Origin of the sequence: Pseudofrankia inefficax, from assembly GCF_000166135.1 — a bacterium.
Taxonomy (GTDB): domain Bacteria; phylum Actinomycetota; class Actinomycetes; order Frankiales; family Frankiaceae; genus Pseudofrankia; species Pseudofrankia inefficax.
On sequence record NC_014666.1, the window covers coordinates 2,449,013 to 2,471,639 of the forward strand.

At 72.4% G+C, this 22,627-nt stretch carries 18 protein-coding genes; 14 read left to right on the forward strand and 4 right to left on the reverse strand.

Translation table 11 applies throughout. The annotated features are described in order from the left end of the window. Positions 1-101 precede the first annotated feature (101 nt). The 4 genes from FRAEUI1C_RS36085 to FRAEUI1C_RS09985 all read left to right on the forward strand — a co-directional run bounded on the left by FRAEUI1C_RS36085 (position 102) and on the right by FRAEUI1C_RS09985 (position 4,564). Positions 102-1,208 (forward strand): SpoIIE family protein phosphatase, encoded by a 1,107-nt coding sequence (locus tag FRAEUI1C_RS36085; RefSeq protein WP_013423169.1) that lies wholly within the window; start codon positions 102-104, stop codon positions 1,206-1,208. A 460-nt stretch (positions 1,209-1,668) separates the two neighbouring features. Beyond that, a complete protein-coding gene (locus tag FRAEUI1C_RS09975; protein WP_013423171.1) occupies positions 1,669-2,946 on the forward strand; it encodes a cytochrome P450 in 1,278 nt (425 codons plus the stop codon). Continuing rightward, on the forward strand, positions 2,946-3,167 hold the full coding sequence (locus tag FRAEUI1C_RS09980; protein ID WP_013423172.1) for a ferredoxin: 222 nt from the start codon (positions 2,946-2,948) through the stop codon (positions 3,165-3,167). The genes FRAEUI1C_RS09975 and FRAEUI1C_RS09980 overlap by 1 nt, the downstream gene beginning before the upstream one ends. A 254-nt stretch (positions 3,168-3,421) precedes the next feature. After that, positions 3,422-4,564: a lipocalin-like domain-containing protein gene (locus FRAEUI1C_RS09985; RefSeq protein WP_013423173.1), complete on the forward strand. Its 1,143-nt coding sequence runs from the start codon at positions 3,422-3,424 to the stop codon at positions 4,562-4,564. An 81-nt stretch (positions 4,565-4,645) separates the two neighbouring features. Here FRAEUI1C_RS09985 and FRAEUI1C_RS09990 read toward each other — a convergent pair whose 3' ends face one another. Next, positions 4,646-5,896: a nucleotide disphospho-sugar-binding domain-containing protein gene (locus tag FRAEUI1C_RS09990; protein WP_013423174.1), complete on the reverse strand. Its 1,251-nt coding sequence runs from the start codon at positions 5,894-5,896 to the stop codon at positions 4,646-4,648. Between the two features lie 418 nt (positions 5,897-6,314). Here FRAEUI1C_RS09990 and FRAEUI1C_RS09995 point away from each other — a divergent pair, with 418 nt between their 5' ends. Beyond that, the gene (locus tag FRAEUI1C_RS09995) at positions 6,315-6,947 is read left to right on the forward strand and encodes a TetR/AcrR family transcriptional regulator (protein WP_013423175.1); all 633 of its coding nucleotides are present in this window, start codon (positions 6,315-6,317) and stop codon (positions 6,945-6,947) included. 72 nt (positions 6,948-7,019) lie between these two features. Here FRAEUI1C_RS09995 and katG read toward each other — a convergent pair whose 3' ends face one another. Beyond that, on the reverse strand, positions 7,020-9,254 hold the full coding sequence (gene katG / locus FRAEUI1C_RS10000) for a catalase/peroxidase HPI (RefSeq protein WP_013423176.1): 2,235 nt from the start codon (positions 9,252-9,254) through the stop codon (positions 7,020-7,022). Positions 9,255-9,280: 26 nt separating this feature from the next. Beyond that, a complete protein-coding gene (locus tag FRAEUI1C_RS10005) occupies positions 9,281-9,736 on the reverse strand; it encodes a Fur family transcriptional regulator (protein ID WP_013423177.1) in 456 nt (151 codons plus the stop codon). Between the two features lie 178 nt (positions 9,737-9,914). On the opposite strand from FRAEUI1C_RS10005, the gene FRAEUI1C_RS10010 reads away from it, so the two are divergent. From FRAEUI1C_RS10010 to FRAEUI1C_RS10020, 3 genes are all read left to right on the forward strand, one after another. Beyond that, positions 9,915-10,694, forward strand: a complete 780-nt coding sequence (locus tag FRAEUI1C_RS10010; protein ID WP_013423178.1) for an SDR family oxidoreductase — start codon at positions 9,915-9,917, stop codon at positions 10,692-10,694. A gap of 154 nt (positions 10,695-10,848) precedes the next feature. Next, a complete protein-coding gene (locus FRAEUI1C_RS10015; protein WP_013423179.1) occupies positions 10,849-11,058 on the forward strand; it encodes an NfeD C-terminal domain-containing protein in 210 nt (69 codons plus the stop codon). A gap of 292 nt (positions 11,059-11,350) precedes the next feature. Further along, on the forward strand, positions 11,351-12,847 hold the full coding sequence (locus tag FRAEUI1C_RS10020; protein WP_013423180.1) for an SPFH domain-containing protein: 1,497 nt from the start codon (positions 11,351-11,353) through the stop codon (positions 12,845-12,847). A gap of 147 nt (positions 12,848-12,994) precedes the next feature. On the opposite strand, the gene FRAEUI1C_RS10025 is transcribed toward FRAEUI1C_RS10020, so the two are convergent. Next, positions 12,995-13,870, reverse strand: a complete 876-nt coding sequence (locus tag FRAEUI1C_RS10025; protein ID WP_013423181.1) for a LysR family transcriptional regulator — start codon at positions 13,868-13,870, stop codon at positions 12,995-12,997. A 555-nt stretch (positions 13,871-14,425) separates the two neighbouring features. On the opposite strand from FRAEUI1C_RS10025, the gene FRAEUI1C_RS10030 reads away from it, so the two are divergent. The 6 genes from FRAEUI1C_RS10030 to FRAEUI1C_RS10055 all read left to right on the forward strand — a co-directional run bounded on the left by FRAEUI1C_RS10030 (position 14,426) and on the right by FRAEUI1C_RS10055 (position 22,574). Then, positions 14,426-15,190, forward strand: coding sequence for an alpha/beta hydrolase (locus FRAEUI1C_RS10030; protein ID WP_013423182.1), 765 nt, complete (start codon positions 14,426-14,428; stop codon positions 15,188-15,190). Then, complete coding sequence (locus tag FRAEUI1C_RS10035) at positions 15,183-17,048, forward strand: rhodanese-like domain-containing protein (RefSeq protein WP_013423183.1); 1,866 nt, start codon at positions 15,183-15,185, stop codon at positions 17,046-17,048. Before FRAEUI1C_RS10030 ends, FRAEUI1C_RS10035 begins: the two co-directional genes overlap by 8 nt. After that, positions 17,045-18,190 carry an LLM class flavin-dependent oxidoreductase gene (locus FRAEUI1C_RS10040; RefSeq protein ID WP_013423184.1) on the forward strand — a complete coding sequence of 382 codons (1,146 nt, stop codon included), beginning with the start codon at positions 17,045-17,047 and terminating at the stop codon, positions 18,188-18,190. Before FRAEUI1C_RS10035 ends, FRAEUI1C_RS10040 begins: the two co-directional genes overlap by 4 nt. A gap of 73 nt (positions 18,191-18,263) precedes the next feature. Then, entirely contained in the window at positions 18,264-19,481 is a 1,218-nt protein-coding gene (locus FRAEUI1C_RS10045) for an LLM class flavin-dependent oxidoreductase (protein ID WP_013423185.1), read from the forward strand. Beyond that, complete coding sequence (locus tag FRAEUI1C_RS10050; protein WP_013423186.1) at positions 19,478-20,692, forward strand: acyl-CoA dehydrogenase family protein; 1,215 nt, start codon at positions 19,478-19,480, stop codon at positions 20,690-20,692. The genes FRAEUI1C_RS10045 and FRAEUI1C_RS10050 overlap by 4 nt, the downstream gene beginning before the upstream one ends. 163 nt (positions 20,693-20,855) lie before the next feature. Further along, positions 20,856-22,574, forward strand: a complete 1,719-nt coding sequence (locus FRAEUI1C_RS10055; RefSeq protein WP_013423187.1) for an ABC transporter substrate-binding protein — start codon at positions 20,856-20,858, stop codon at positions 22,572-22,574. Positions 22,575-22,627: the final 53 nt, after the last annotated feature.

Sequence of the window (22,627 nt, forward strand, 5' to 3'; positions counted from 1 at the left end):
CGGGCAGCTGGCTGGTAGCTGACGGTCGAGAACTGGGCACCTTTGGTTACGCCCAGCTGCGCCGCACGACCTAGGCTGTGGCGCGGAGGGAGGCGGGGGCGATGGCGAACCGGTTCGAGGCGATGGGGCCGGGGACCGGCTGGGAGCTGGCGCAGGCCGGTGACCTCGCGCGCGACGACGCCGAGGTCGGGATCTGGGACCGCGACGTGCTCGGCGGGCGGCTGACCTGGGACAGGCGCACAGCCGAGCTGCACGGCGTCCGGCTGGAGGACTTCGGCGGGACGATGGACGACTTCTACGCGACCATCCACCCCGACGATCTCCCGAAGGTCCAGGAAGCCGTGGAGACGGCGATCGCGGAGCACGGCTCGTACCTGTCGGAGTACCGGGTGGTGCGCCCGGACGGGTCCCAGGCGTGGATCCAGGGGATCGGGCGGATCGTGGCGAACACGGGCGGCCGGTCCGCCCGGGTGATCGGCCTCGTCGTCGACGTGACCTGGCGGCGCGCGATGGTCGACATCCTGCAGCGCGCGATCCTGCCGCAGACCCTGCCGCAGGTGTTCGGCATCGACCTGGCCGCCCACTACCTGCCAGCCGTCCGCGATGCCGGGATCGGCGGCGACTGGTACGACGCCAACGTCCTCCCGGACGGCGCGGTCCTGCTGGTGGTCGGCGACGTCGCCGGCCACGGCCTCCCCGCGGTCGCCGCGATGGCCGAGCTACGCCACGCCGCCCGTGCCTACGCGCTGGCGGGCTACTCGCCGGCGGGCATCACCACCCAGCTGTCGGCGAACCTCGCGCCCGACCCGGACGCCACCACGGCGACCGCGGTCGTCACCCACCTGGACCCGGCCACCCGCCGGCTCACCTGGTCCTGCGCCGGGCACCCGCCGCCGCTGCTGGTGACCGGCTCGGACGTCCACTACCTCGACGACGTCCACGGCCCCCTGCTCGGCGTCGACCCGACGCTCTCCTACGGGCAGACCGCGCTGAGCGTGCCGCCCGGCGCCCGACTCCTGCTCTACACCGACGGGCTGGTCGAGCGACGGGATGCCTCCCTCACCGACAGGCTGGACCTCCTCGCCGACGTCGCCGCCGACCACTCTCGGCTGGGCCTCGGCGATCTCTGTGACGGCATCCTGGCCGAGGTCGCCGGCGACGCGGACCGGGAGGACGACGTCTGTCTCCTCGCCGTCCAGGCGCCCTGAAGGCGACCGAGATCACGCAATGTGGTCGATCTGTTACTAGAGCGTCGTCGGCCGCGCGGCCGCGATGGTAGGCCGGCCGGCGGCCGGGGCCGCCGCGACCGTCGGTACCGCCGGCCGCCCCGGCCCGGAGCGGGTCACGGTGCCGCTGCCGGCCGGCCTCGCCGCCTTCCCGGTCGACCCGCCGGCCCGCGCGACCGTGGTCTGCGGCCCGGTGCCGCCGAGGTCTCTCCGGATCCCCGTCAGGTCTTGAAACCTGAGGACATCCTCATCTATCGTCCCTGGCGGGGAGGAGGCGCTGTCTACAGGGAACAGTCGGGGCTGTTCGCCGGGCAGCCACCCATCCTGCGAGAACCCGGTTCTCGCATCTGCAAGGTGGCTGAGGGCCGCGGGTTGGCGTGCCGCCAGCGACCGTCCGCCTCGGGGCCGAGCGCGATACCAAACGACTTCCAGGGGGAAGAGCATGACTCCCGCCACCGTCGCCGGCCGGGTCGAGATCGACCTGTCGGTGTACAACCCGTTCGACGTCGAGTCGGTCAGGGACCCCTACCCGTCCGTCGAGCGGCTCCTGACGGACTATCCGGTCGCCTTCCACAAGGACCTCAACGCCTGGCTGGTGTCGCCGCACGACCTCGTGGCCGAGATCCTGCGCGACCCCCGTTACAGCACCCGGTTCGCCGACTGGAAGGACGCCCCGGCGCCCAAGGCCGAGGCGGAGTGGAACCTCTACGACAAGCTGCAGTCGCTGGCGCTGCCGGTGGTCGCGCCGGCCGAGCACATGCGGCTGCGCCGGCTGACAGCGCCGGCCTTCTCCCGGCGCGTGATGGACCGGATCGAGGCGAGGATCCGCGACGCCGTCATCGGGATCTTCGATGAGATCGAGAACCCGGCCGAGTTCAACGTCGCCACCGAGATCGCGGCGAAGGTGCCGATCCGCGCGATCGCCCGGATGGTCGGGGTGCCGCCGGAGGCCGAGACGCTCTTCGAGCACGGGCTCGGCTGGAACCTGGTCCGTGCCCAGAACCCGATGTACGCGGCGCAGGACCGCCAGCGGTACATCGAGGGGACGCTGCCCGGCCTGCGGTACCTGCTGGACATCGTCGCCGAGCGCCGCGCGGCCGCCACGACGGGGGCCGAGGACGACGCCGACGCCGACTTCATCGGCACCCTGCTCGCGACCGAGATCGACGGCGAGCGGCTGACCGACTGGGAGATCGTCACCCTGATCACCGCGTTGGTGACGGCCGGCGCCGACACCGCCGTCGACCTGCACACGACCGTGATCCGGGCCCTGCTCCTGCACCCGGACCAGCGCGCGATCCTGCGGGCCCGCCCCGAGCTGACGGAGGGCGCGATCCTGGAGGTGCTGCGCTGGTCCGGGCACGGGAAGTTCGGTGGCTTCCCCCGTTTCCCCCTGGAGGACATCGAGGTCGGCGGACAGCTGCTCGAAAAGGGCTCGTTCGTGATGCCCATGTTCGCCCCCGCCTGGCTGGACCCGGCGAAATGGCCCGAGCCGCGCCGGTTCGACGTGACCCGCAACCACGCCGGAAACATCATCTTCGGCGCCGGCCCGCACCTGTGCATCGGCCTGAACCTGGTGAAGGCCCAGGGCCGGCTGGTGATCGAGGAGTTCGAGCGCCGTTTCGGCGACCAGGCCGAGATCGTCGGGGACGTCGAGTACGACCCGACCCATTTCAACGCCCGCCGGATGACCAACCTGACGGTCCGGACGGCCGCGTGATGTCCGGCTCGCGCGACGCCACCCGGGAATGGCGGGTCGAGGTGGACCGCAACCGGTGCCTGGGCACCGGAGCGTGCGTCTACGCGGCGCCGTCGATCTTCGACCTGGTCGACGGTGTCGCGACGGTGATCGGGCCGGTCGACGGTACCGACGAGGCCCTGGCCGACATCGTCGCCGAATGCCCGACCGAGGCGCTGCGGCTCGTCCGGAGTGGCGACTGACGCCACGGGCGGCCGGTTCAACCAATGCGTAGCGCGGTGACCTGCTTTGTGGGTGAAGGCAGCCTGGCCGCGACATAACAGGTTTCCGTGACGTCGACCTGGGCGGCGCGGACAAGCCGGCCGACGCCGGTTCCGAGGAGAACGCCGTCGTTCGGCGCCCCCGGCGGTTCCGGTCGTTCAGCCGGTCCTTCTCAGGCTGCGAGCGCGCGTCATGCCTCGTGGTCTCGGCCCCACTGTTGCTAGGAGGCAGCACCATGCAACTGATCCGCCGTTCACACCTCGACAGGCGTCGGCACAGACGACTCGCGACGTTCTTAGGCGCGTTGTGCGTCCCGTTCCTGCTCGTCTTGGCGTCGCCGGGGGCCTCGGCGGCCGCGCCGGTGTCGCTGCCGGCCGACGAGGTGCCCCATCCGTCGTCACCCATGGAGTGGTGGTATTTCACCGGCCACCTCCAGGGCACTGACGCCTTCGGAGGGCACCACGAGTACGGGTTCGAAGAGACGATCATTCGCCTGGACGCGCTGGGCACCGCGCCGACGGCCACCGCCTACGACGGCCAGCTCGCGATCAGCGACATCACTCGGGGCACCTTCAAGCAGAACATGTCCATGTTCTCGCTCCAGCCCGACGTCATCCCGTCCGGCGGCGGCTTCAACAACACGGTCGGCACGATCCACATGGACGGCAAGAACGGGGTCAACCACCTCTCCGGTGGCTTCGCCGATCTCAGCTACTCGTCCATCAACCTCACGCTGAGCCAGTCCACGCCGACCGCCCTGCACGGCAATGCCGGCATCATCCCGTACGGTCCCTTCGGGCAGTCCGCCTACTATTCGCAGACGAACCTCAAGGCCAAGGGCACGCTGTTCGACCACGGCCTGCTGGTCAACGTGACCGGTATCGCCTGGCAGGACCACCAGTGGGGCCAGTTCGCCCCCGGCACCGGCGGCTGGGACTGGTACAGCATTCAGCTGTCGAACAACACGCAGTACATGCTCTACTTCATCAAGGACGCGAACCAGCAGATCGTCCAGACGGTCGGCACCCTGGTCCATGCTGACGGCAGCACGACCAACCTCGACCCGACGGCGATCAGCGAGACGCCGCTTGGTACCTGGACCAGCCCGCACACCGGGCACGTGTTCGACCAGAAATGGAAGGTCAACCTGCCCGGTGGCTCGTTGACGATCACTCCGCAGCTCGCTGACCAGGAGCTCTACGTGCCAGTCGTGGCGAACTCGACGACCGGCTCGTACTGGGAAGGCTCCTCCAGCGTCACCGGCACCATTGACGGGCAGGCCGTGACCGGGCAGTCGTACGTCGAGCTCACGCCGACGTTCGCCATGTTCACGAAGGGCTTCATCTTCGACGCGATCAAGCAGGCGCTCGGACTGTAGCCCCCGGCCGAAAGACGGCGGCGCGGCGGCCCAGCCCCGGCCCCCGCGCCGCCGGTACCACTCAGCCGGTCGGCACGCGCCTCAGCCGGCGACCAGGTCGAAGATGCGCGTCGCGATCTCGGCCGGGGTCGGCATGGCGCGGATCTCGGCCTGGACCTCGCGGGCACCCGCGCGCAGGTGCTCGTCGCGCACCAGCGCGTCCAGGAGGCCGGCCGGCAGGTCGGGCTCGGCCACCAGGTCCAGCGCCATGCCGGCGCCGCGCTTCACGACGACGTCCGCGGTGTGCTGGTGGTCGAACAGGTGCGGCACGACGAGCTGCGGGATGCCGGCGTCCAGCGCGCCCATGCTCGTGCCGGCGCCCCCGTGGTGGATGACCGCGGAGCAGGTCGGCATCAGCTGGGTCAGCGGCATGTAGCCGACGGCCCGGACGTTCGACGGGAGCCCGCCGAGGCCGGTCGGGTCCACGGCGCCCAGCGCCAGCACGAACTCGGCGTCGACCGTGGCCGCCTGCTGGAGGATCCGCCCGACCAGGTTGTGCCCGCTCGACCCGGACAGCTGGGGGATGAGGTTGCCCAGCGTGACGAGCACCCGCGGCCGGGCCGGCTGCTCGTTCAGCCAGTCGGGCACCACCGCGCCGCCGTTGTAGGGGACGTACCGCATCGACCAGCCCTGCGGCTCGCTCTCCAGCATGCTCGGCGGCGCCACGTCGATGCCGTACCGCTGGGTCGGCAGGTCCACGCCATGACGGTCGAACACCTCGCCGGCCAGGGCGCGCAGCAGCGGGTCGAGGCCCGCGGTGCGCAGGAAGCCGAAGCCGTGCTCGACGGCGGGGATGTCCAGCTTGGCCGCAGCGGCCAGCGCGCCGACCGTCATCGGGCCGTAGACGATCACGTCGGGCCGCCACCGCTCGGCGACCTCGACGAAGCCGTGCATCATCTCCATGAGCTCGGCGACGTCCGCCTCGGGCAGGATCTCGCTCACGTGCGGCAGGAAGCCCGCGTACTCCGGCGCCTCGCTCAGCGCCTCCGACACCGACGGCTGCGCGGGCGCGGTGGGCGCGGTGGGCGCGGTGGGCTCAGCCTGGGCGGACGGGCTCTCGGCCGGGGCGTCGCCCGACGTGGACAGCGCGGCCACGTCGAACGCGTTGAGGAACTGGGCGATGCCCCGGCCGGGCAGCAGGTCCACCACCGGCAGGCCGGCCCCCGCGATCTTGACCACGTCGCCGCCGCTCGCGACGAGCACCTCGGCGCCGGCCGCCCGCAGCGCCCAGCACACCGGCACCGTCGGCAGGGCGTGGCTCAGCTCGGGGAGTGTCGCCAACAGCACTCGCATGGTCTGCCTACCACCCATTCAGTGTCAGTTATGGCCGTCGAAGGCCGTACAGTCCGCGGCCACGAGTGCCGGTTCGTGCCACTTCCTGCACCGACCCTACGAGCGGTCACCTGATCTCCCGCACAGACCCCCACCGATGACGCGAAAAGCGGGAGACGGCCACGGAGACGTATCCGCGCTGGTCCCAGGCCTGGCCGCCGTCCCGGGACCGGGCGGGCTTCGTGGCTCGAAGAGAGGCCCGGGGAGGACGGCTGTCGGAAGGCCGTCAACGTCACGGCGGACGCCCACCCGAGTGGGCGTGGAGCGCGACGGTGAGTGAAGGAATGCGAACGCGTCGTAACTACGTGTTACACTTGGCGACACTTTCGGGTTCGTCCGCGCGGCGCCCGAACGAGCGAGAGGGTGGTTCGCCACACCTATGGCGAGCGGTACGGTCCGCGACGAGGAGCCACGCAGCCGCCGGATCCGGCGAGACTTCCTGGCCAGCCGGCGCGATCTGCTGGAGGCCGCCGAGCGGCTGCTCGCGAAGCAGGGCGGCCGGTTCAGCCTGACCGACCTGGCCGCCGAGGCCGGGGTGTCGACGGCCACCGCCTACCGGCACTTCCCGGACGTCCCCACGGCCCTCGACGCCTACTACACGCAGCTCGTCGAGCTCCTCGTCACGCGCATGGAGGCGGTGCCGCCCGGCCCGGACGCGCTGCGCCGGTTCGTCGCGGTGTGTGAGGTCTGGGTCCGGGAGGCCGTCGGCTGGGGCCCGGCCGTCGTACACGTCCGGTCCTCGCGGGGCTTCCTGCAGCGGCTGCGCGCCGAGGACCCGGTGATCGGGCGGCTGTTCGACGCGCTCGCGCCGATGCTGGCCAAGCTGGCCGACGCGGGCTTCATCCCGCCCACACCGGCCGACTACGGCGTGCTTCTCTGGGTCACGGTGTTCGACGAGCGGGTGGTCGTCGACCTGCACGACAGCCTGGGCTGGCCGGCGGCGCGGATCGCGACCGAGCTCACCGGCAGCATCCTGCGCGCCCTCGGCCGGCCCGCCGGTGCGACCGGCTGACGGCGCGGCCGCCGGTCGGACCGGGGTGCCGCGGCCGGCCAGGTCCGACCGTCCGCGACACCCCGACCACGATCAGCCGAGGTCGTACCGGCCGAGGTTCATGACCTTGGACCAGGCCGCGACGAAGTCGTGGACGAACTTCTCCTTCGCGTCGTCGCTCGCGTAGACCTCGGCGATCGCCCGCAGCTCGGAGTTCGCGCCGAAGACGAGGTCCACGCGGCTGCCGGTCCAGCGGACCCGGCCGCCCTCGTCGTGGCTCTCGAAGACGGTCGCGTCCTGCGCCGTCGGCGTCCAGGTCGTGCCCAGGTCGAGCAGGTTGACGAAGAAGTCGTTCGTCAGCGCTCCCGGGGTCGCGGTGAAGGCGCCCAGCGGCGACTGGTGGTAGTTCGCGCCGAGGACGCGCAGGCCACCGACGAGGACCGTCATCTCCGGAGCGGAGAGCGTCAGCAGGTTCGCCCGGTCGACCAGCAGGAACTCCGCCGGCAGGCGCTGGCCCTTGCCCACGTAGTTGCGGAACCCGTCAGCGCTCGGCTCCAGCGCGGCGAACGACTCGACGTCGGTCTGCTCCTGCGACGCGTCGGTACGCCCCGGAACGAACGGGATCTCGACCTCGACGCCGGCGTTCTTCGCGGCCCACTCGACGGCGGCGTCGCCGGCGAGCACGACCAGGTCGGCCAGCGAGACCTGCTTGCCACCGGACTGGGCGCCGTTGAACGCCTCCTGGATCCCGGTCAGGGTGCGCAGGACGGTCGCGAGCTGGTCGGGCTCGTTGACCTCCCAGTCACGCTGCGGCTCCAGGCGGATGCGCCCGCCGTTGGTCCCGCCCCGCTTGTCGCTGCCGCGGAACGTCGAGGCGGCGGCCCAGGCGGCCGAGACCAGGTGCGGGACCGACAGGCCCGACGCCAGTACCTGGGCCTTGAGCGTGGCCACGTCCGCCGCGTCGACGAGCGCGCCGGTCACCGGGGGAACCGGGTCCTGCCAGAGCAGCTCCTCGGTCGGTACCTCGGGCCCGAGGTACCGCGCGACCGGCCCCATGTCGCGGTGGGTCAGCTTGAACCAGGCCCGCGCGAACGCGTCCGCGAAGGCGTCCGGGTTGTCCTTGAAACGCCGCGAGATGGGCTCGTAGATCGGGTCGAACCGCAGCGCGAGGTCCGTCGTGAGCATCGTCGGGGCGTGGCGCTTCGCCGGGTCGTGCGCGTCGGGGACGGCGTCCGCTCCGGCGCCTTCCTTCGGGCGCCACTGGTGCGCGCCCGCGGGGCTGTCGAACAGCTCCCACTCGTAGCCGAACAGGGTCTCGAAGAAGCTGTTGTCCCACATGGTCGGCGTGGGGGTCCAGGTGCCCTCGAGGCCACTGGTGATCGCGTCGCCGCCCTTGCCGGTGCCGTACGCGTTCTTCCAGCCGAGGCCCTGCTGCTCGATCGGCGCGCCCTCGGGCTCGGGGCCGACGTTGTCCGCCGGGCCGGCGCCGTGGGTCTTGCCGAAGGTGTGGCCGCCGGCGATCAGCGCGACGGTCTCCTCGTCGTCCATCGCCATCCGGCGGAACGTCTCGCGGATGTCGCGCGCCGAGGCGAGCGGGTCGGGGGTGCCGTTCGGGCCCTCCGGGTTGACGTAGATCAGGCCCATCTGGACGGCGCCGAGCGGGTTCTCCAGCTCCCGGTCGCCGGTGTAGCGCTCGTCGCCGAGCCAGGTCGTCTCGGGGCCCCAGTACACGTCCTCCTCGGGCTCCCAGACGTCCGGGCGCCCGCCGCCGAAGCCGAAGGTCTGGAAGCCCATCGACTCCAGGGCGACGTTGCCGGCGAGGACCATCAGGTCGGCCCAGGAGATCTTCTGGCCGTACTTCTTCTTGACGGGCCAGAGCAGCCGGCGGGCCTTGTCGAGGTTGCCGTTGTCCGGCCAGCTGTTCAGCGGCGCGAACCGCTGCTGGCCGGCGCCGGCGCCGCCACGGCCGTCGCTGATCCGGTACGTGCCGGCACTGTGCCAGGCCATCCGGATCATGAGCGGGCCGTAGTTGGCGAAGTCCGCGGGCCACCAGTCCTGCGAGGTCACCAGGACCGCGGTGATGTCCTGCTTCACGGCGGCCAGGTCGAGGGTCTGGAACGCGGCGGCGTAGTCGAACTCCTCGCCGAGCGGGTTGGCGACCGCCGGGTTCTTGGCGAGGATCTTCAGGTTGAGCTGGTTGGGCCACCAGCCGCGGTTCCCACCGCCCTGGGTGGGGTGCGGGGCGCGCGTGTGCACGACCGGGCAGCCTTCTGCGTTGTTCGTGGCGTCGTTCATGTCACCAACGACGGCATCGTGGTTCTCGGACACTGGACTTCCCTCCGAGCGTCGGCGGATCAGAGTCGGTCCGGACTCCTGGCGGCGGAACAGTCGGGGCACAGGCCCCAGTAGGTGACCTCCGCCTCGTCGACCGCGTAGCCACGGTCGTCGGACGCGGTCAGGCACGGCGCGTCGCCGACGGCGCAGTCGACGTCCGCGATGGCACCGCAGGACCGGCACACCACGTGGTGATGGTTGTCCCCGACCCGCGACTCGTAACGGGCCACCGACCCCGACGGCTGGATGCGCCGGACCAGGCCCGCGGACGTCAGCGCGCGCAGCGCGTCGTACACGGTCTGGTGGGACACCTCGGGGAGGTCTCTGCGCGCGGCCCCGATGATCGAGTCCGTGTCGGCGTGCGGATGCGCGAACACCGCGCCGAGCACAGCCACCCGAGGGCGGGTGACCCGCAGGGCGGCCCCGCGCAACATCCGCTCCCAGTCCGAGCGCTCCCAGTCCGAGGTCGTGACCACGCCTAGTACCGTGGCCCCTTTTCTGGAATCTGTCAAGAAAGCGCGATGGGTCGGCCGGGCGGCGCAATGGTAACGGATCGTGTTCGTCTGCTCGCGGAAATGGGATACGCGTAGCGAAGATCGCAACCTACACTGACCTGCGCCCGGCGGGGCCGGGCCCAACGGAGAGGGCGCCGACGTGTTGCTACGTGACAAGACCATCGTCATCACCGGAGTCGGGAGCGGCCTGGGCCGGGAGATGGCCGTGTCCATGCTCGCGGCCGGCGCGAACGTGGTTATCGCCGCCCGGTCCGCGGACGGATTACGCGAGACCGCCAAGGAACTCGACCCGGCGGGGGAGCGGGTGCTGGCGCACCCGGCGGACATCAACGACGAGGAAAGCTGCCGCTCGCTGGTCTCCGCGGCCGTCGACCGTTTCGGCTCGGTCGACGCGGTCGTGCAGGTCGCCGCGTTCGAGGACGCGTTCGGCGGGCTGTTCGACGCCGACCTCGACAAGTGGGCCCGGGCCTTCGACACGAACGTCCTCGGCAGCCTCCGGCTGCTGCGGGCCGTCGTGCCGGCGATGAAGGAGCGCGGCGGTGGTTCGGTCGTTCTGGTCGGTAGTCAGTCCGCGTTCAAGGTCGCGCTTCCCCAGGGCGGTTACGCGGCCTCGAAGGGAGCGCTTCTTTCTGCGATGTACTACCTGGCCGATGAGCTCGGCCCGGACGGAATCCGGGTCAACACGGTCGTGCCCAGCTGGATGTGGGGGCCGAACGTGGAAATGTACGTCGACTTCCGCGCCCAGTCCGAGGGGAGGACGACCGAGGAGATCCTCGACGAGATCACCAGGGGGTTCCCGCTGCGGCGCATGACGCAGGACCGTGAGGTGGCCGACGCCGCGGTGTTCTTCTGCTCGGACCTGTCCCGGGCCGTCACCGGCCAGTACCTGCTGGTCAACAGCGGCGAGCTGATGCGCTAGTCCGGCCCGGCCCGCCACGCGGGACCTGGCACGGTGGGGTCGAAAGCACGGCGGGGTCGAAAGCACGGTGGGGTCGAAGGCACGGTGGGGTCGAAGGCACGGTGGGACCAAAGCACGGTGGGGACCAGGGACTGGCTGTCACGCGGAGGGGCACATGGCCGACCAGACAGTGATCGGCAAATCGGGCCGGGTGACCGGGAAGATCGCTCCCGGCCTGGTCGGCGAGGTCATGCTGGCGGTCCGCGGCGGGTCAGAGGCGTTCCACGCCTATGCCGAGGACGGCGAGGCGACGATCATGGTCGGCTCCCGGGTGCTCGTCGTCGAGTACTACCCGCCGAGGTCGGTGGTGGTGGTCCGGGTGTGAGCGGCCGGGCCAGGTCGGCGGGCGCCCGGAGGCTCGTGCCCAGGCGGCGCCTGGCACCGCGTCACGGGGTGGTCCGGACTGCCCCTACAAGATCTCCTGGAGAGTCGCCAAGCTGACACGCACGGCGTCGGCCGAGTGCCAGAATTCCGCCCTGGAAGCGACTTCTCTGCTCCTGGGCGGAAAATCACGGCTCCCGTCCACCTGTCCCAGAAGCCACTTTCGCGCTATCCCGAGCACCGTCCGGGTAGGTGCGAGCCGGCGGTCCGGGTTCGGTTGGCCAACTGGAGGGGTCGTGCTCTACGTAATCATCGGTGCGGCGGTTGTCGGCGTACTGGTGGCGGTCGGGCTGTTCAGAATGATGTGGCGGGTCGCCGAGCCGAACGAGGCCCTGCTCATCTCCGGTCTGCGGGCCCGCCGGGGCCAGCATGACGCCGTGGCCGAAAGCCTCGGTTTCAAGATCGTCACGGGCAAGGGTGTGCTCGTCACCCCGGCCGTGCAGAAGGTCAGGCGCATGTCGCTGGATCTGCGGGCCGCGCAGCTCGGCATCGACTGCGTCACCCAGCAGGGCATTCCGGTGGGCATTCGGGGCGTCGTCATTTTCAAGGTGGGGGACGACTTCGCCTCGATCGCGAACGCGGCCCGCCGTTTCCTCGACCAGCAGGACGCGATGGAGACGCGTGTCCACAACGTGTTCGCCGGCCACCTGCGGGCCATCGTCGGCCAGCTCACCGTCGAGGACCTCATCCGGGACCGGGAGAAGCTGACGCAGCTCACCCGGGCCAGCTCCGGCACCGAGATGGAGAAGCTGGGGCTGATCGTCGACTCGCTGCAGATCCAGGAGATCGACGACCCGACCGGCTACATCGCCAACCTCGGCCGCCCACACGTCGCGGCCGTCGCGGCCCAGGCCAGGATCGCCGAGGCGGAGGCCGACCGGCAGGCCGCCGAACAGGAACAGATCTCCCTGGCGCTCAAGTCCGAGGCGAGTCGCAACAGCTCGATCAAGCGGTCCGGATTCCAGGCCGAGGTCGACGAGGCGGCCGCGCGGGCGACCCAGTCGGGGCCGCTGGCCGAGGCGGTCGCCCACCAGCAGGTCGTGGTCGAACAGACCAAGGTCGCCGAGCTGGAGGCGAACCGGGAGGAGCAGCGGTTGCAGGCCGCCGTCCGCAAGCCCGCCGACGCCCGCGCGTACGAGCAGACCACGCTCGCCCGCGCCCTGCGCGACGCGAACATCAGCTCCGCCGAGGCGGACGCCCGGCAGATGGAGCTGGCCGCGCAGGCCAACGCGGTCCGGGTCCGCGCGGAGGCCGACGCTCGGGCAAGGCAGATCGAGGTGCTCGCCACGGCCGAAGCGGAGTCGACCCGCAAGACCGGTGACGCGAACGCCCACGCCAAGCGGTCCGTCGGCACGGCCGAGGCGGAGGCGATGCGGGCCAAGGGCCTGGCCGAGGCCGAGGCCATCAAGGCGAGGGCCGAGGCCTTGGCCGCCAACCAGGACGCCGTGATCGGCCAGCAGCTCGCGGAACAGTGGCCAGCCATCGTCGAGGCCGCGGCCAAGCCCTTCGGCGCGATCGACCAGCTGATCGTGCTGAATGGCGCGGCCGGCCTGGGTGACGCGCTGGCCCAGGCACTGTCTCAGGGAGCGAGCGCCCTACAGCTGGCCCGCAACATGATCGGCGGGCTCGGCGGCGCGAGCGGCACCGGGGGCGTCGGCGGATCGAGCCTGGCCAAGGGGGCGTCGGCGAACGGCACGGCGCGGACAGCGGAAGGCGGCAGGTCGACCACCTGAGCCGAGAGCCACCTAGTGAGACCCGGGCCGCTGGCGGAACTCGCCGGCGGCCCGGCGCCGTTCCGGCCCGCCCGCCGGCTGGTGATCACTGTTCCGACCCTCGGCTGGTCGTCCCGGCGGCAGTCTCACGACCGTCCGAGGTCCAAATCAGCGATCACGACCTACCGGCGCCGGTGCGTAGAGCAGGCCGGACGCGGCTTCGGCGACGGCGGTCACCAGTGCCGCGGGTGCCCCGCGACGGCCCCGGACGTGCAGGGGCTCGGGCTCGACCGGGGGGAGGTCGTGCCGCTGTTCCAGGCCCTCCGGCGCGGTGCCGAGGTGGGCGAGCAGCGCGACCCCGAGGCCCGCGCGGGCGGCGTGCAGCACCCCGGCCAGATGGCCGGCCTCGCAGACGACGGAACCGGCCTGGCCGCTGTCGCCGAGAACCTTCAGGGCTCTGCGGCGAATCGTGCAGGGCTCGTCGATCGCGACCAGCGGGATGTCGCCGCGGCCCTCCGGCAGGTGCCACCCCGGCGCGGCGTACCAGGCGAGCGGCAGCGCGCCGGCCGGGCTGACGTCGCGGCCCCGGACGTCGCCCATGAACAGGGAGGCGTCGAGGGCGCCCTCGTCGAGGCGGTCGTTGAGCTGTTTGCCGCGGTCGATGCGGAACCGGACCGAGCAGTCCGGGAAGCTCGTCCGCAGCCGCGCCGTGATCGAGGGAAGCAGCAGGTCGGCCGCGTGCTCGGTCGCGCCGATCACCAGCGTGCGCCCGGAGTCGGCCGCCTGCAGCCGGCCGAGGGCGTCGTCGTGGGCGGCGAGGATCTTGCGGGCCTCGGCGACGAGCAGCTCGCCCTCGGGGGTGAACTGCGCGCGGTTGCCGCCCCGGCGCACCAGCGGACGGCCGCACACCTGCTCGAGGCGCCGGATGTGCTGGCTGACGGCGGACTGGGACAGGTGCAGGCTGTCGGCCGCCCGACGGAAGCCGCCGGAGTCGGCGATCGACGTCAGGCTGCGGAGTGCGACTATGTCCAGCACGCCCGCCATGTTCGACAGGGTAGCTGGGCTTTTGTGGCCCGATCGGCGGATGCGTCGATTCGTCCGGCCCGGCCGCGGGCCGCACCGGCCGTGGTCGCCGGGCGCACGGGTGCCAGGTCGCCGGGCCGCGCGGGTGATAAGCAGGCGCGATCGGCCCGATCGCGAATCGTCGTTGGCCAGGGGCGGACGAATCCACTATCTTCACTGACATGGTCGAGATTGGTCCCGAGGACCGCGCCCCGCGGTCGGTCGCCGGACGCTCGGCTGTCCCCCCGCGCCTGTCCGGCCGACACCTCACCCGGCGACGCGTGATCGACTTCATGCGTCGCGGCGTCACCTGCTGTCGCTGACCAGCTGACGCCGTAAGTCCCGCCGCGCCGGCGCGCGGCACCTCCACTCTCTGTCGCTCGACCGCCTGGTCCGTCGCCTGGCCACCTGGCCCGGGCGGCCTGCGCCTGCGCCCAGGCCGCCGGCCCGCCGCCGGCGGTCGTCTCCTGCCCTGCCCGAGGCCGCCCGGCGCGGCGCGCTCACGCCTGCCCTCGGCATCCCGACGAAAGGTCGGTCATGACTCTCGCCCATGAGGCCACCGTTCTGAGCTGGCCCGAGCCCGCCGGCCCCGCGCTGCGCGGCACCCTCGTCGTGCTGCCCGGCCGGGGCGAGTCCCCGCAGGTGTACGAGCGCTTCGGCCGCCGGCTGGCCACCGACGCCTACCGGGTGCACGCCGTGACGGCGCCCACCGACGATCCCGGCCGCGCCCGCGACGAGCTGTCCGCCGTGCTGGCCTCGGCCGACCCGGGCGTGCCGCGGATCGTGGTCGGCTCGGACGCGGGCGCGGCGTTCGCCGCCTACCTGGCCGCGAACGGCGAGCTGCCCACGGCCTCGGCGCTCGTACTGGCCGGACTGCCGACCAGCGCTCCCGTCGCGCCGGCCAGGGAGTGGGACGAGGAGCTCGGCATCCGCACCGCCTGCCCGACCCACCAGGCCCGGATCAGCGCGGGTGGCGTGCGCCGGGCGGCGCTGTTCGCCGAGCTGCCGGACGCCTGGCTCGACCCGGCCATCCCCGGCCGGCTGGACTTGCCGATGCTGGGAGTCCACGGCCGCGACGACGCGGTCAGCCCGCTCGACCCGGCCCGCCGCTGGTATGCCGCCGCGCCGCGCGCCGAGCTGGTCACGATCGCCGGCGGCCGCCACGACGCCCTGAACGACCAGACACACCGCACGGTCGCCGCGGCCGTCGTGCAGTTCCTCGAACGGCTGCGCGCCGGCGCCGAGCTCGCCCCGATCGCGGTGACCGAGCCGCTGCGCGCCCCGGTGGGCACCGATGCCTAGGTATGTGATCGTCGGCGCCGGGGCGGTCGGGGTGACCCTGGCCGCCGAGCTGCGCCGCGCCGGCCGGGAGGTCGTGCTGGTCGGGCGCGGCCGGCAGCTGGAGCTGCTGCGCGCCGGCGAGGTCCGCTACTTCAACCCCGACGAGTCCTGGGCCCTCGACGTGCCCGCGGCCGGCGGCCCGGACGAGGTCGGCCTGGATCTCGACGACGTGCTGGTGCTGGCGACCAAGACTCAGCAGGCCGAGGAGGCGCTCGCCGTCTGGGCGCGCCAGCCGGTCGCCGGCGGCCGGTGGCGGGCCGGCGAGGTGCTGCCGGTCCTCACCGTGCAGAACGGGCTGGAGGTGGAGCGCGCCGCGCTGCGCCGGTTCGCCACCGTCGTCGGCTCGGTCGTGTGGGTGCCGTCGACCTACGTCGCGGACGGCGAGGTCGCCAACCCGGCCGGCCCGGCGCGCGGGGTGTTCTGGCTCGGCACGTATCCGGACGGCCCCGCGTCGCCGGCCGCGCGGACGATCACCGACGACCTGGTCGCCGCTGGTTTCGAGGCGCAGCTGGTCACCGACCTGTCCCGCTGGAAGGCCTCGAAGCTCCTCGGCAGCGCGACCTTCGCGCTCGACGCCCTCTACGCCCCTGGCCCGGACCGGGACCGGGCCGCCAGGCTCGTGGCGGCCGAGGCCCGCGCGGTGCTGACCGCCGCCGGCTACGACCCGGCGGACGCCCGGGCGGAGAGCACGGTCCGGCTGGACCGGTTCGGGCTCCAGCCGATCGACGGGCACGAGCGCGGCGGCAGCTCCACCTGGCAGAGCCTGGCGCGCGCCCGCGACGCCGAGACCGACTTCCTCAACGGCGAGATCGCGCTGCTCGCCCGGCTGGCCGGCCGGCGCGCGCCGGTCAACGCGGCCCTGGCCGCCCGGGTGCAGCGCGCGGTGACCGAACAGACGCCGCCGGGCTCCCTGCCGGCCGACGACCTGGCCGGGCTGCTCGCCGCGGCGACCGTCCTCGTCGACGCCGAGACCCTGCGGGCCGAGCTCGCCGGCTCGGTGGCGCCCGCGTTGCTCGACGTCCGCTGGGCGCTCGGCGACGCCGACGGCGAGAAGCACTACCTGGACGGGCATCTGCCCGGCGCGGTCTACGTCGACCTGGAGACGGAGCTCGCCGCGCCCGCCTCCGCCGCGGGCGGGCGCCACCCGTTGCCGGCCCTCGCGGACCTGGAGCGGTCGGCCCGTCGCTGGGGGCTGCGCGACGGCCAGCCGGTCGTCGTCTACGACGACAACGGCGGGCAGAGCGCCGCGCGCGCCTGGTGGCTGCTGCGCTGGGCCGGCGTGGCCGACGTGCGGCTCCTCGACGGCGGCCTCGGCGCCTGGACCGCCGCCGGCGCGCCGGTCGTGCCCGGGGCGCAGCGGCCCGAGCCGGGCGACATCTCGCTGAGCGAGGGGCACCTGCCGGTCCTCGACGCCGACGCGGCCGCGGCGCTCACGGACAGCGGGGTGCCGGGCGGCGCGGTTCTGGTCGACGCCCGCGCCGCGCAGCGGTACCGCGGCGAGGTCGAGCCGGTCGACTCCCAGGCCGGCCACATCCCCGGCGCCGTCAGCCTGCCGACCGCGGACAACGTCGGCGCGGACGGCCGGTTCCTGCCGGTGGCGGCGCTGCGGGCGCGGTTCGCGGGCCTGACGACGGCCGGGACCGGGCCCGAGGTCGGCGTCTACTGCGGCTCCGGCGTGACCGCGGCCCACGAGATCGCCGCGCTGGCCGTGGCGGGCATCGACGCCGCGCTCTACCCGGGCTCGTGGTCCGCCTGGTCGGCCGACCCCGCCCGCCCGGTCGCCACCGGCCCCGACCCGAAAGAGCGGAAGCCAGCATGACCGTCGAGTTCATCAGCGCCGTCAACATCAACTCCAGCAACGAGCTGAACCGGCTCGGCCAGCCCGGCGTCGACGTGGCGTTCTTCACCCGGTACGTCAACGCGCTGGAGGACGCCGGCTTCGACCACACCCTGTGCGCCTACGCGTCCCCGTTCCAGGACCCGTTCGCGATCGCCAACCAGATCGTGGCCCGCAGCGAGCGCGTCACCCCGATCGTCGCGCTGCGGCCGAACACGGTCTATCCGACCGTCGCGGCCAAGGCCCTCGCGACCCTCGACCAGTTCGGTGCCGGCCGGGCGATCGTGCACTTCATCTCCGGCGGCAGCGACGCCGAGCAGGCCAGGGAGGGCGACTACCTCCCGAAGGAGAAGCGCTACGCCCGCACGGCCGAGTACATCGAGATCTGCCGCAGGGTCTGGACCTCGACGGAGCCGTTCAGCCACGAGGGCGAGTTCTACAAGTTCGACGGCTTCTTCAGCACCGTGTGCCCGACGAACGGCACCATCCCGGTGTCGGTCGGCGGCTCGTCGGCCGACGCCTACCGGGTCGGCGGCGCGCTGGGCGACATCTTCGGCCTGTGGGGTGAGCCGCTCAAGGACACCCGGGACCAGATCGACGCCGTCAACGCCGAGGCCGCGAAGGCCGGGCGCACCGACCGGCCGCGGATCTGGGTGACCTTCCGGCCGATCATCGCGCGGACCGAGGAGCTGGCCTGGGAGAAGGCGCACCGGATCCTCTCGGTGCTCGCCGGCACCCACGCTGAGCAGAGCGCGTTCCGCAGGATCCTCGGTGGCGACGCCCCGCAGAACGTCGGCTCCCAGCGCCTGCTGGAGATCGCCGCCCGCCAGGACGTGCACGACCGGGCGCTGTGGACGCCGACCGCCAGCGCCACCGGCGCGGCGGGCGCCTCGACCGCGCTGGTCGGCACACCCGAGACCGTCGCCGCCGCGATCCTCGACTACGTCGATCTCGGCGCCGACCTGGTCTCCATCCGCGGCTACGACAACCTCAACGACCTCATCGACTACGGCCGCTACATCCTGCCGCTGGTCCGCCAGGAACTCGCCCACCGGGAGGCCACCGGGCAGCGCGGCACCCTCCAGGACGACCACCCCGGCGCCCTCGCGACGGCCGCCCGCTGATCCCGTCGCCGACCCAAGCCGCTACCGCCCTGGCCCGCCACTGCTCAGCGCCTGCCGCCGAGAGGAGCCCCGCGTGACCACCGAGCCCGTGTTCGACGCCGCCATCCCCGAGACCGCCGCGCCCGAGGTCGAGTTCATCAGCCTCTCGCACCTGAACCCGTCGACCGAGCTGAACCCGGTTCCCAGCCGTGGCATCGACCTGAAGTACTTCCGCCGCTACGTCCGCTCGCTGGAGGAGGGCGGCTACGACTACACGCTGCTGCCCTACGGCTCGAACAGCGCCGACTCGTTCGTCGTGGCCAGCGCCGTCGGCCAGCTCACCGAGCGGCTGCGCCCGATCGTCGCGCTGCGGCCGAACACCACGTTCCCGACGGTGGGGGCGCAGAAGCTGGCGACCCTCGACCAGCTGACCGAGGGCCGCGCGGTCGTCCACCTCATCTCCGGCGGCTCCGACGCGGAGCAGGCCCGGCAGGGCGACTACCTGCCCAAGGAGAAGCGCTACGCGCGGACGTCGGAGTACATCGACGTCCTGCGCCGCTCCTGGACCGAGGCCGCGCCGTTCAGCCACGACGGTGAGTTCTACAAGTTCGACGACTTCGGCCCCGGCTTCGCGCCCTATGCCGCGCCGGTCCCCATCTCGATCGGCGGCCAGTCCGACGAGGCGTTCCAGGTCGGCGGCGAGAAGGCCGACATCTTCTCCTTCTGGGGCGAGCCCCTGGACGACCTGCGCTCCGAGATCGAGCGGGTCAACGGGATCGCCCGCGCCGCCGGCCGGACCACGCTGCCGCGGATCTGGGTGACCTTCCGCCCGATCATCGCGCAGACCGACCAGCTCGCCTGGGAGAAGGCGCACGAGTACGTCGCCAAGGTCGCCGCCACCTTCGCGGCGGCCGGCTCGGCCGCGCGGCGCTTCGTCGGCAACGCCCCGCAGAACGTCGGCTCCCAGCGGGCGCTCGCGTTCGCGAACCGCTCCGAGCTCTACGACCGGGCGCTGTGGACGAAGACCGCCGCCGTCACCAACGCCGCCGGCGCGTCGACCGCGCTGGTCGGCTCGCCGGAGACGGTCGCCGCGGCGATCCTCGACTACGTCGACCGCGGCGCGTCGCTGGTGTCGATCCGCGGCTACGACACGCTCGCCGACGCGGTCGACTACGGCCGCTACGTGCTGCCGCTGGTCCGCCAGGAGATCGCGCACCGCAAGGCCACCGGCCGGCGCGGCACCCTGCAGGCCGAACACCTCGGCAACTACGCGCCCGAGTACGGCCAGTACGCGACGGCGGGCCAGCCGTGACCCCTTCCCTCGAGACGACGGCGCTCGACACGACCCGCGCGACGTACTCGTTCCCGGTCCCGGATCTCTCGGACGAGGCCCTCGCGGCCGTCACCACCGAGATCGCCGCGACGGCGGCCGAGTACGACCGGACCGGCGAGACCCCGTGGGAAGGGCTCTGGGCGGCGCACCGCGCCGGCCTGCTCACCGCCTCGGTCGGCAAGCAGTTCGGCGGGCCCGGGGTCAGCCAGCGCGAGCTGGTCCGCATCCTGGTCGCGATCGGTGAGGGCGACGCCTCCGTCGGCCTGCTCGCGTCCAACCTGCTGATGACCCAGGCGGGCCAGGCGGCGCACCCGCACTGGCCGGCCGGCTACTACGACGACCTGCTGCGCCGCTCGCTCGACGGCCCGGCGCTGGTCAACGCGATCCGGGCCGAGCCCGAGCTGGGCGCGCCGGCCCGCGGCGGCATCCCGAAGACGACGGCGACCCGGACCGCCGACGGCTGGCTGCTCAACGGTCACAAGGCCTACGGCAGCGGCGGCCCGGCGCTGGCGTACCACACCGTGTGGGTGGTCGCCGACGAGCCGGGCGGGGACCCGGGCCAGCCCAGGGTCGGGCATCTCATCGTCCCCGGCGACCTGCCCGGGATCCGCTGGGTGTCGACCTGGGACCACCTCGGCCTGCGGGCCACCCACACCGACGACGTGATCTACGAGAACGTCGAGCTGCCCGCCGACGCGTTCGTCGAGATCCCGCGCGGCCCGGACGGGGTCTACCGGGACCCGGCGGCGATGGCTGGGCCGGGAGGCTGGGGCCATCCCGCGCTCTACGTCGGCGTCGCCCGCGCGGCCCGGTCGGCGTTCGCCGAGTTCGCCCGCTCCCGGGTGCCGTCGGCGCTGGGCAGGCCGATCGCCCAGACCGAGCGCATCCAGTCCGTCGCCGGCGAGATCGACCTGCAGATCACCCAGGCCGAGACGCTGCTCTACGGCGCGCTGCTGCGGATCGAGGCCGGCGACACCGCGGTCCTGCCACAGCTGTCCAACGTGAAGGTGGCCATCGCCCGCGCGGTGATCGCCGCGACCCAGACCGCGGTCGCGGCGCTGGGCAACCCCGGCCTGTCCCGCCACCAGCCGCTCGAGCGGCATCTGCGCGACGCGCTGTGTATCCGGGTCCACCCGCCGCAGGAGGACACCGTCCTGCTCGCGAGCGGCCGGCGCGTCCTCGGGGCCTGACCCCGCCACGCCCGTCCCGACCGGCGGCCGGATCCCCGCCGCCGATCATCCCGCGCCGACTGGCCGACCGCACCTGCCGTCGTCGGCCGATCCCACCGTGCGACCAGCCAAGACCTGGCGTCCGGCCAACTCCGCAAGTCCTCTGTCCTGAAAGGGCACCCGCATGTCCATCGTCCGACGCCTCGCGTCGTTGAACTCCGGGCCGAAACCTGGCCTCAGACGCGGGCGCCGTCCCGCCGTCGCGGCCGCGGCCACAGCCGGGCTGCTCGCCCTGGCCGCCTGCGGCGGCGCGAACAACCAGACCGCCACCGCGGCGGACACGGGCGCACCCAAGGCCGGCGGCACGCTGAAGGTCTCGTTCTTCCCGGACAACCCGTCGCTGTCCTGCATCGACCCGTTCCAGGTCTACTGGATCGAGCACCGCACGATCATCCGCAACTTCGCCGACTCGCTGACCGACCAGGACCCGGCGACCGGCAAGATCGTGCCCTGGCTCGCCAAGAGCTGGGACATCAGCTCCGACGGCCTGAACTACACGTTCCACCTGCGTGACGGCGTCACGTTCTCCAACGGGAAGAAGGTCGACGCCCAGGCCGTCGCCGACGACGCGGCTGGCTGGATCGCGACCGTGAAGGCGACCAACGGCGCCACCTACGGCGCGTCCTACATCCAGGGCCTCTCCGGCGCGACCGTGGTCGACCCGCTGACCGTCAAGCTCACGCTGTCCCAGCCGAACTCGTCGTTCCTGCAGGCGACGTCGACGACGAACCTGGCGATCACCGACCCGGCCGAGTACACCGAGACGCCGACCCAGCGCTGCACCGGCCAGGGCGTCATCGGCTCGGGCGCGTTCGTGCTCGACCACTACACGCCGAAGGTCGAGACGGTCCTCACCAAGCGGCCGACGCCGTACAGCTGGGCGTCGAGCCTGGAGAAGAACCAGGGCAGCGCCTACCTCGACAAGGTGATCTTCAACTACGTCGCCGAGGACAGCGTCCGCACCGGCAACCTGGTCTCCGGCGCGATCGACATCGCCTGGCCGCGCAACCCGTTCACCGTCCAGGACGCGAAGCTGATCACGGCCTCGGGCGACACCGTCGAGAAGCGGTCGTTGCCCGGCGTCGCCTACACCCAGTTCGCCAACACGGCGCCCGGCCGCGTCCTGAGCGACCCGGAGGTCCGCAAGGCGCTGTACAAGGCAACCGACATCAAGACCTACGCGGCCACCGTCTTCGGGCCGGACTACCCGGTCGTCCAGGGCGTCTTCAACTCGACCACGCCGGGCTTCAAGTCCGAGGCGTCGAAGCTCGCCTACGACCCGGCCGGCGCCGCGAAGATCCTCGACGCCGACGGCTGGACCCTGGGCTCGGACGGGTTCCGGCACAAGGACGGCAAGGAGCTGACGATCGAGTACCCGGTCAGCCAGTTCTCCGCCGGGGCGGAGCTGCTCCAGTCGCAGCTGAAGAAGGTCGGCATCAACCTCAACCTGCGCACGCTCACCCCGGCGGAGCTCGCGACCTATCTGCCGAACGGTGACTACGACCTGACGCAGACCTACTTCACCCGGGCCAGCATCGGCGCCCTGCAGTACATCCTCAACCCGGACGTCGCGAACTCGAAGGCGCTGGCGAACCGCTCCGCCTCGCCGGACGTCACCGCCCACATCAAGGACCTGTTCGCCCAGGCGCTGCAGACCACCGACGCGAGCCAGACCTCGAAGGCCTACGCCGACCTGCAGGACTACCTGATCGACCAGGGCGTCTCGTTCCCGCTGTTCGAGCGGGTGCAGGAGGCCGGCGTGTCCAGCCACATCCACGGGTTCGCCTTCACGTCGGAGAGCTTCCTGAAGCTCAACGACGTCTGGAAGGACAACGGCTCCTAAAGGACGACGGCTCCTGACGAAGCCCGACCGCTAGTCGGCAGCGCCGCCCGCCC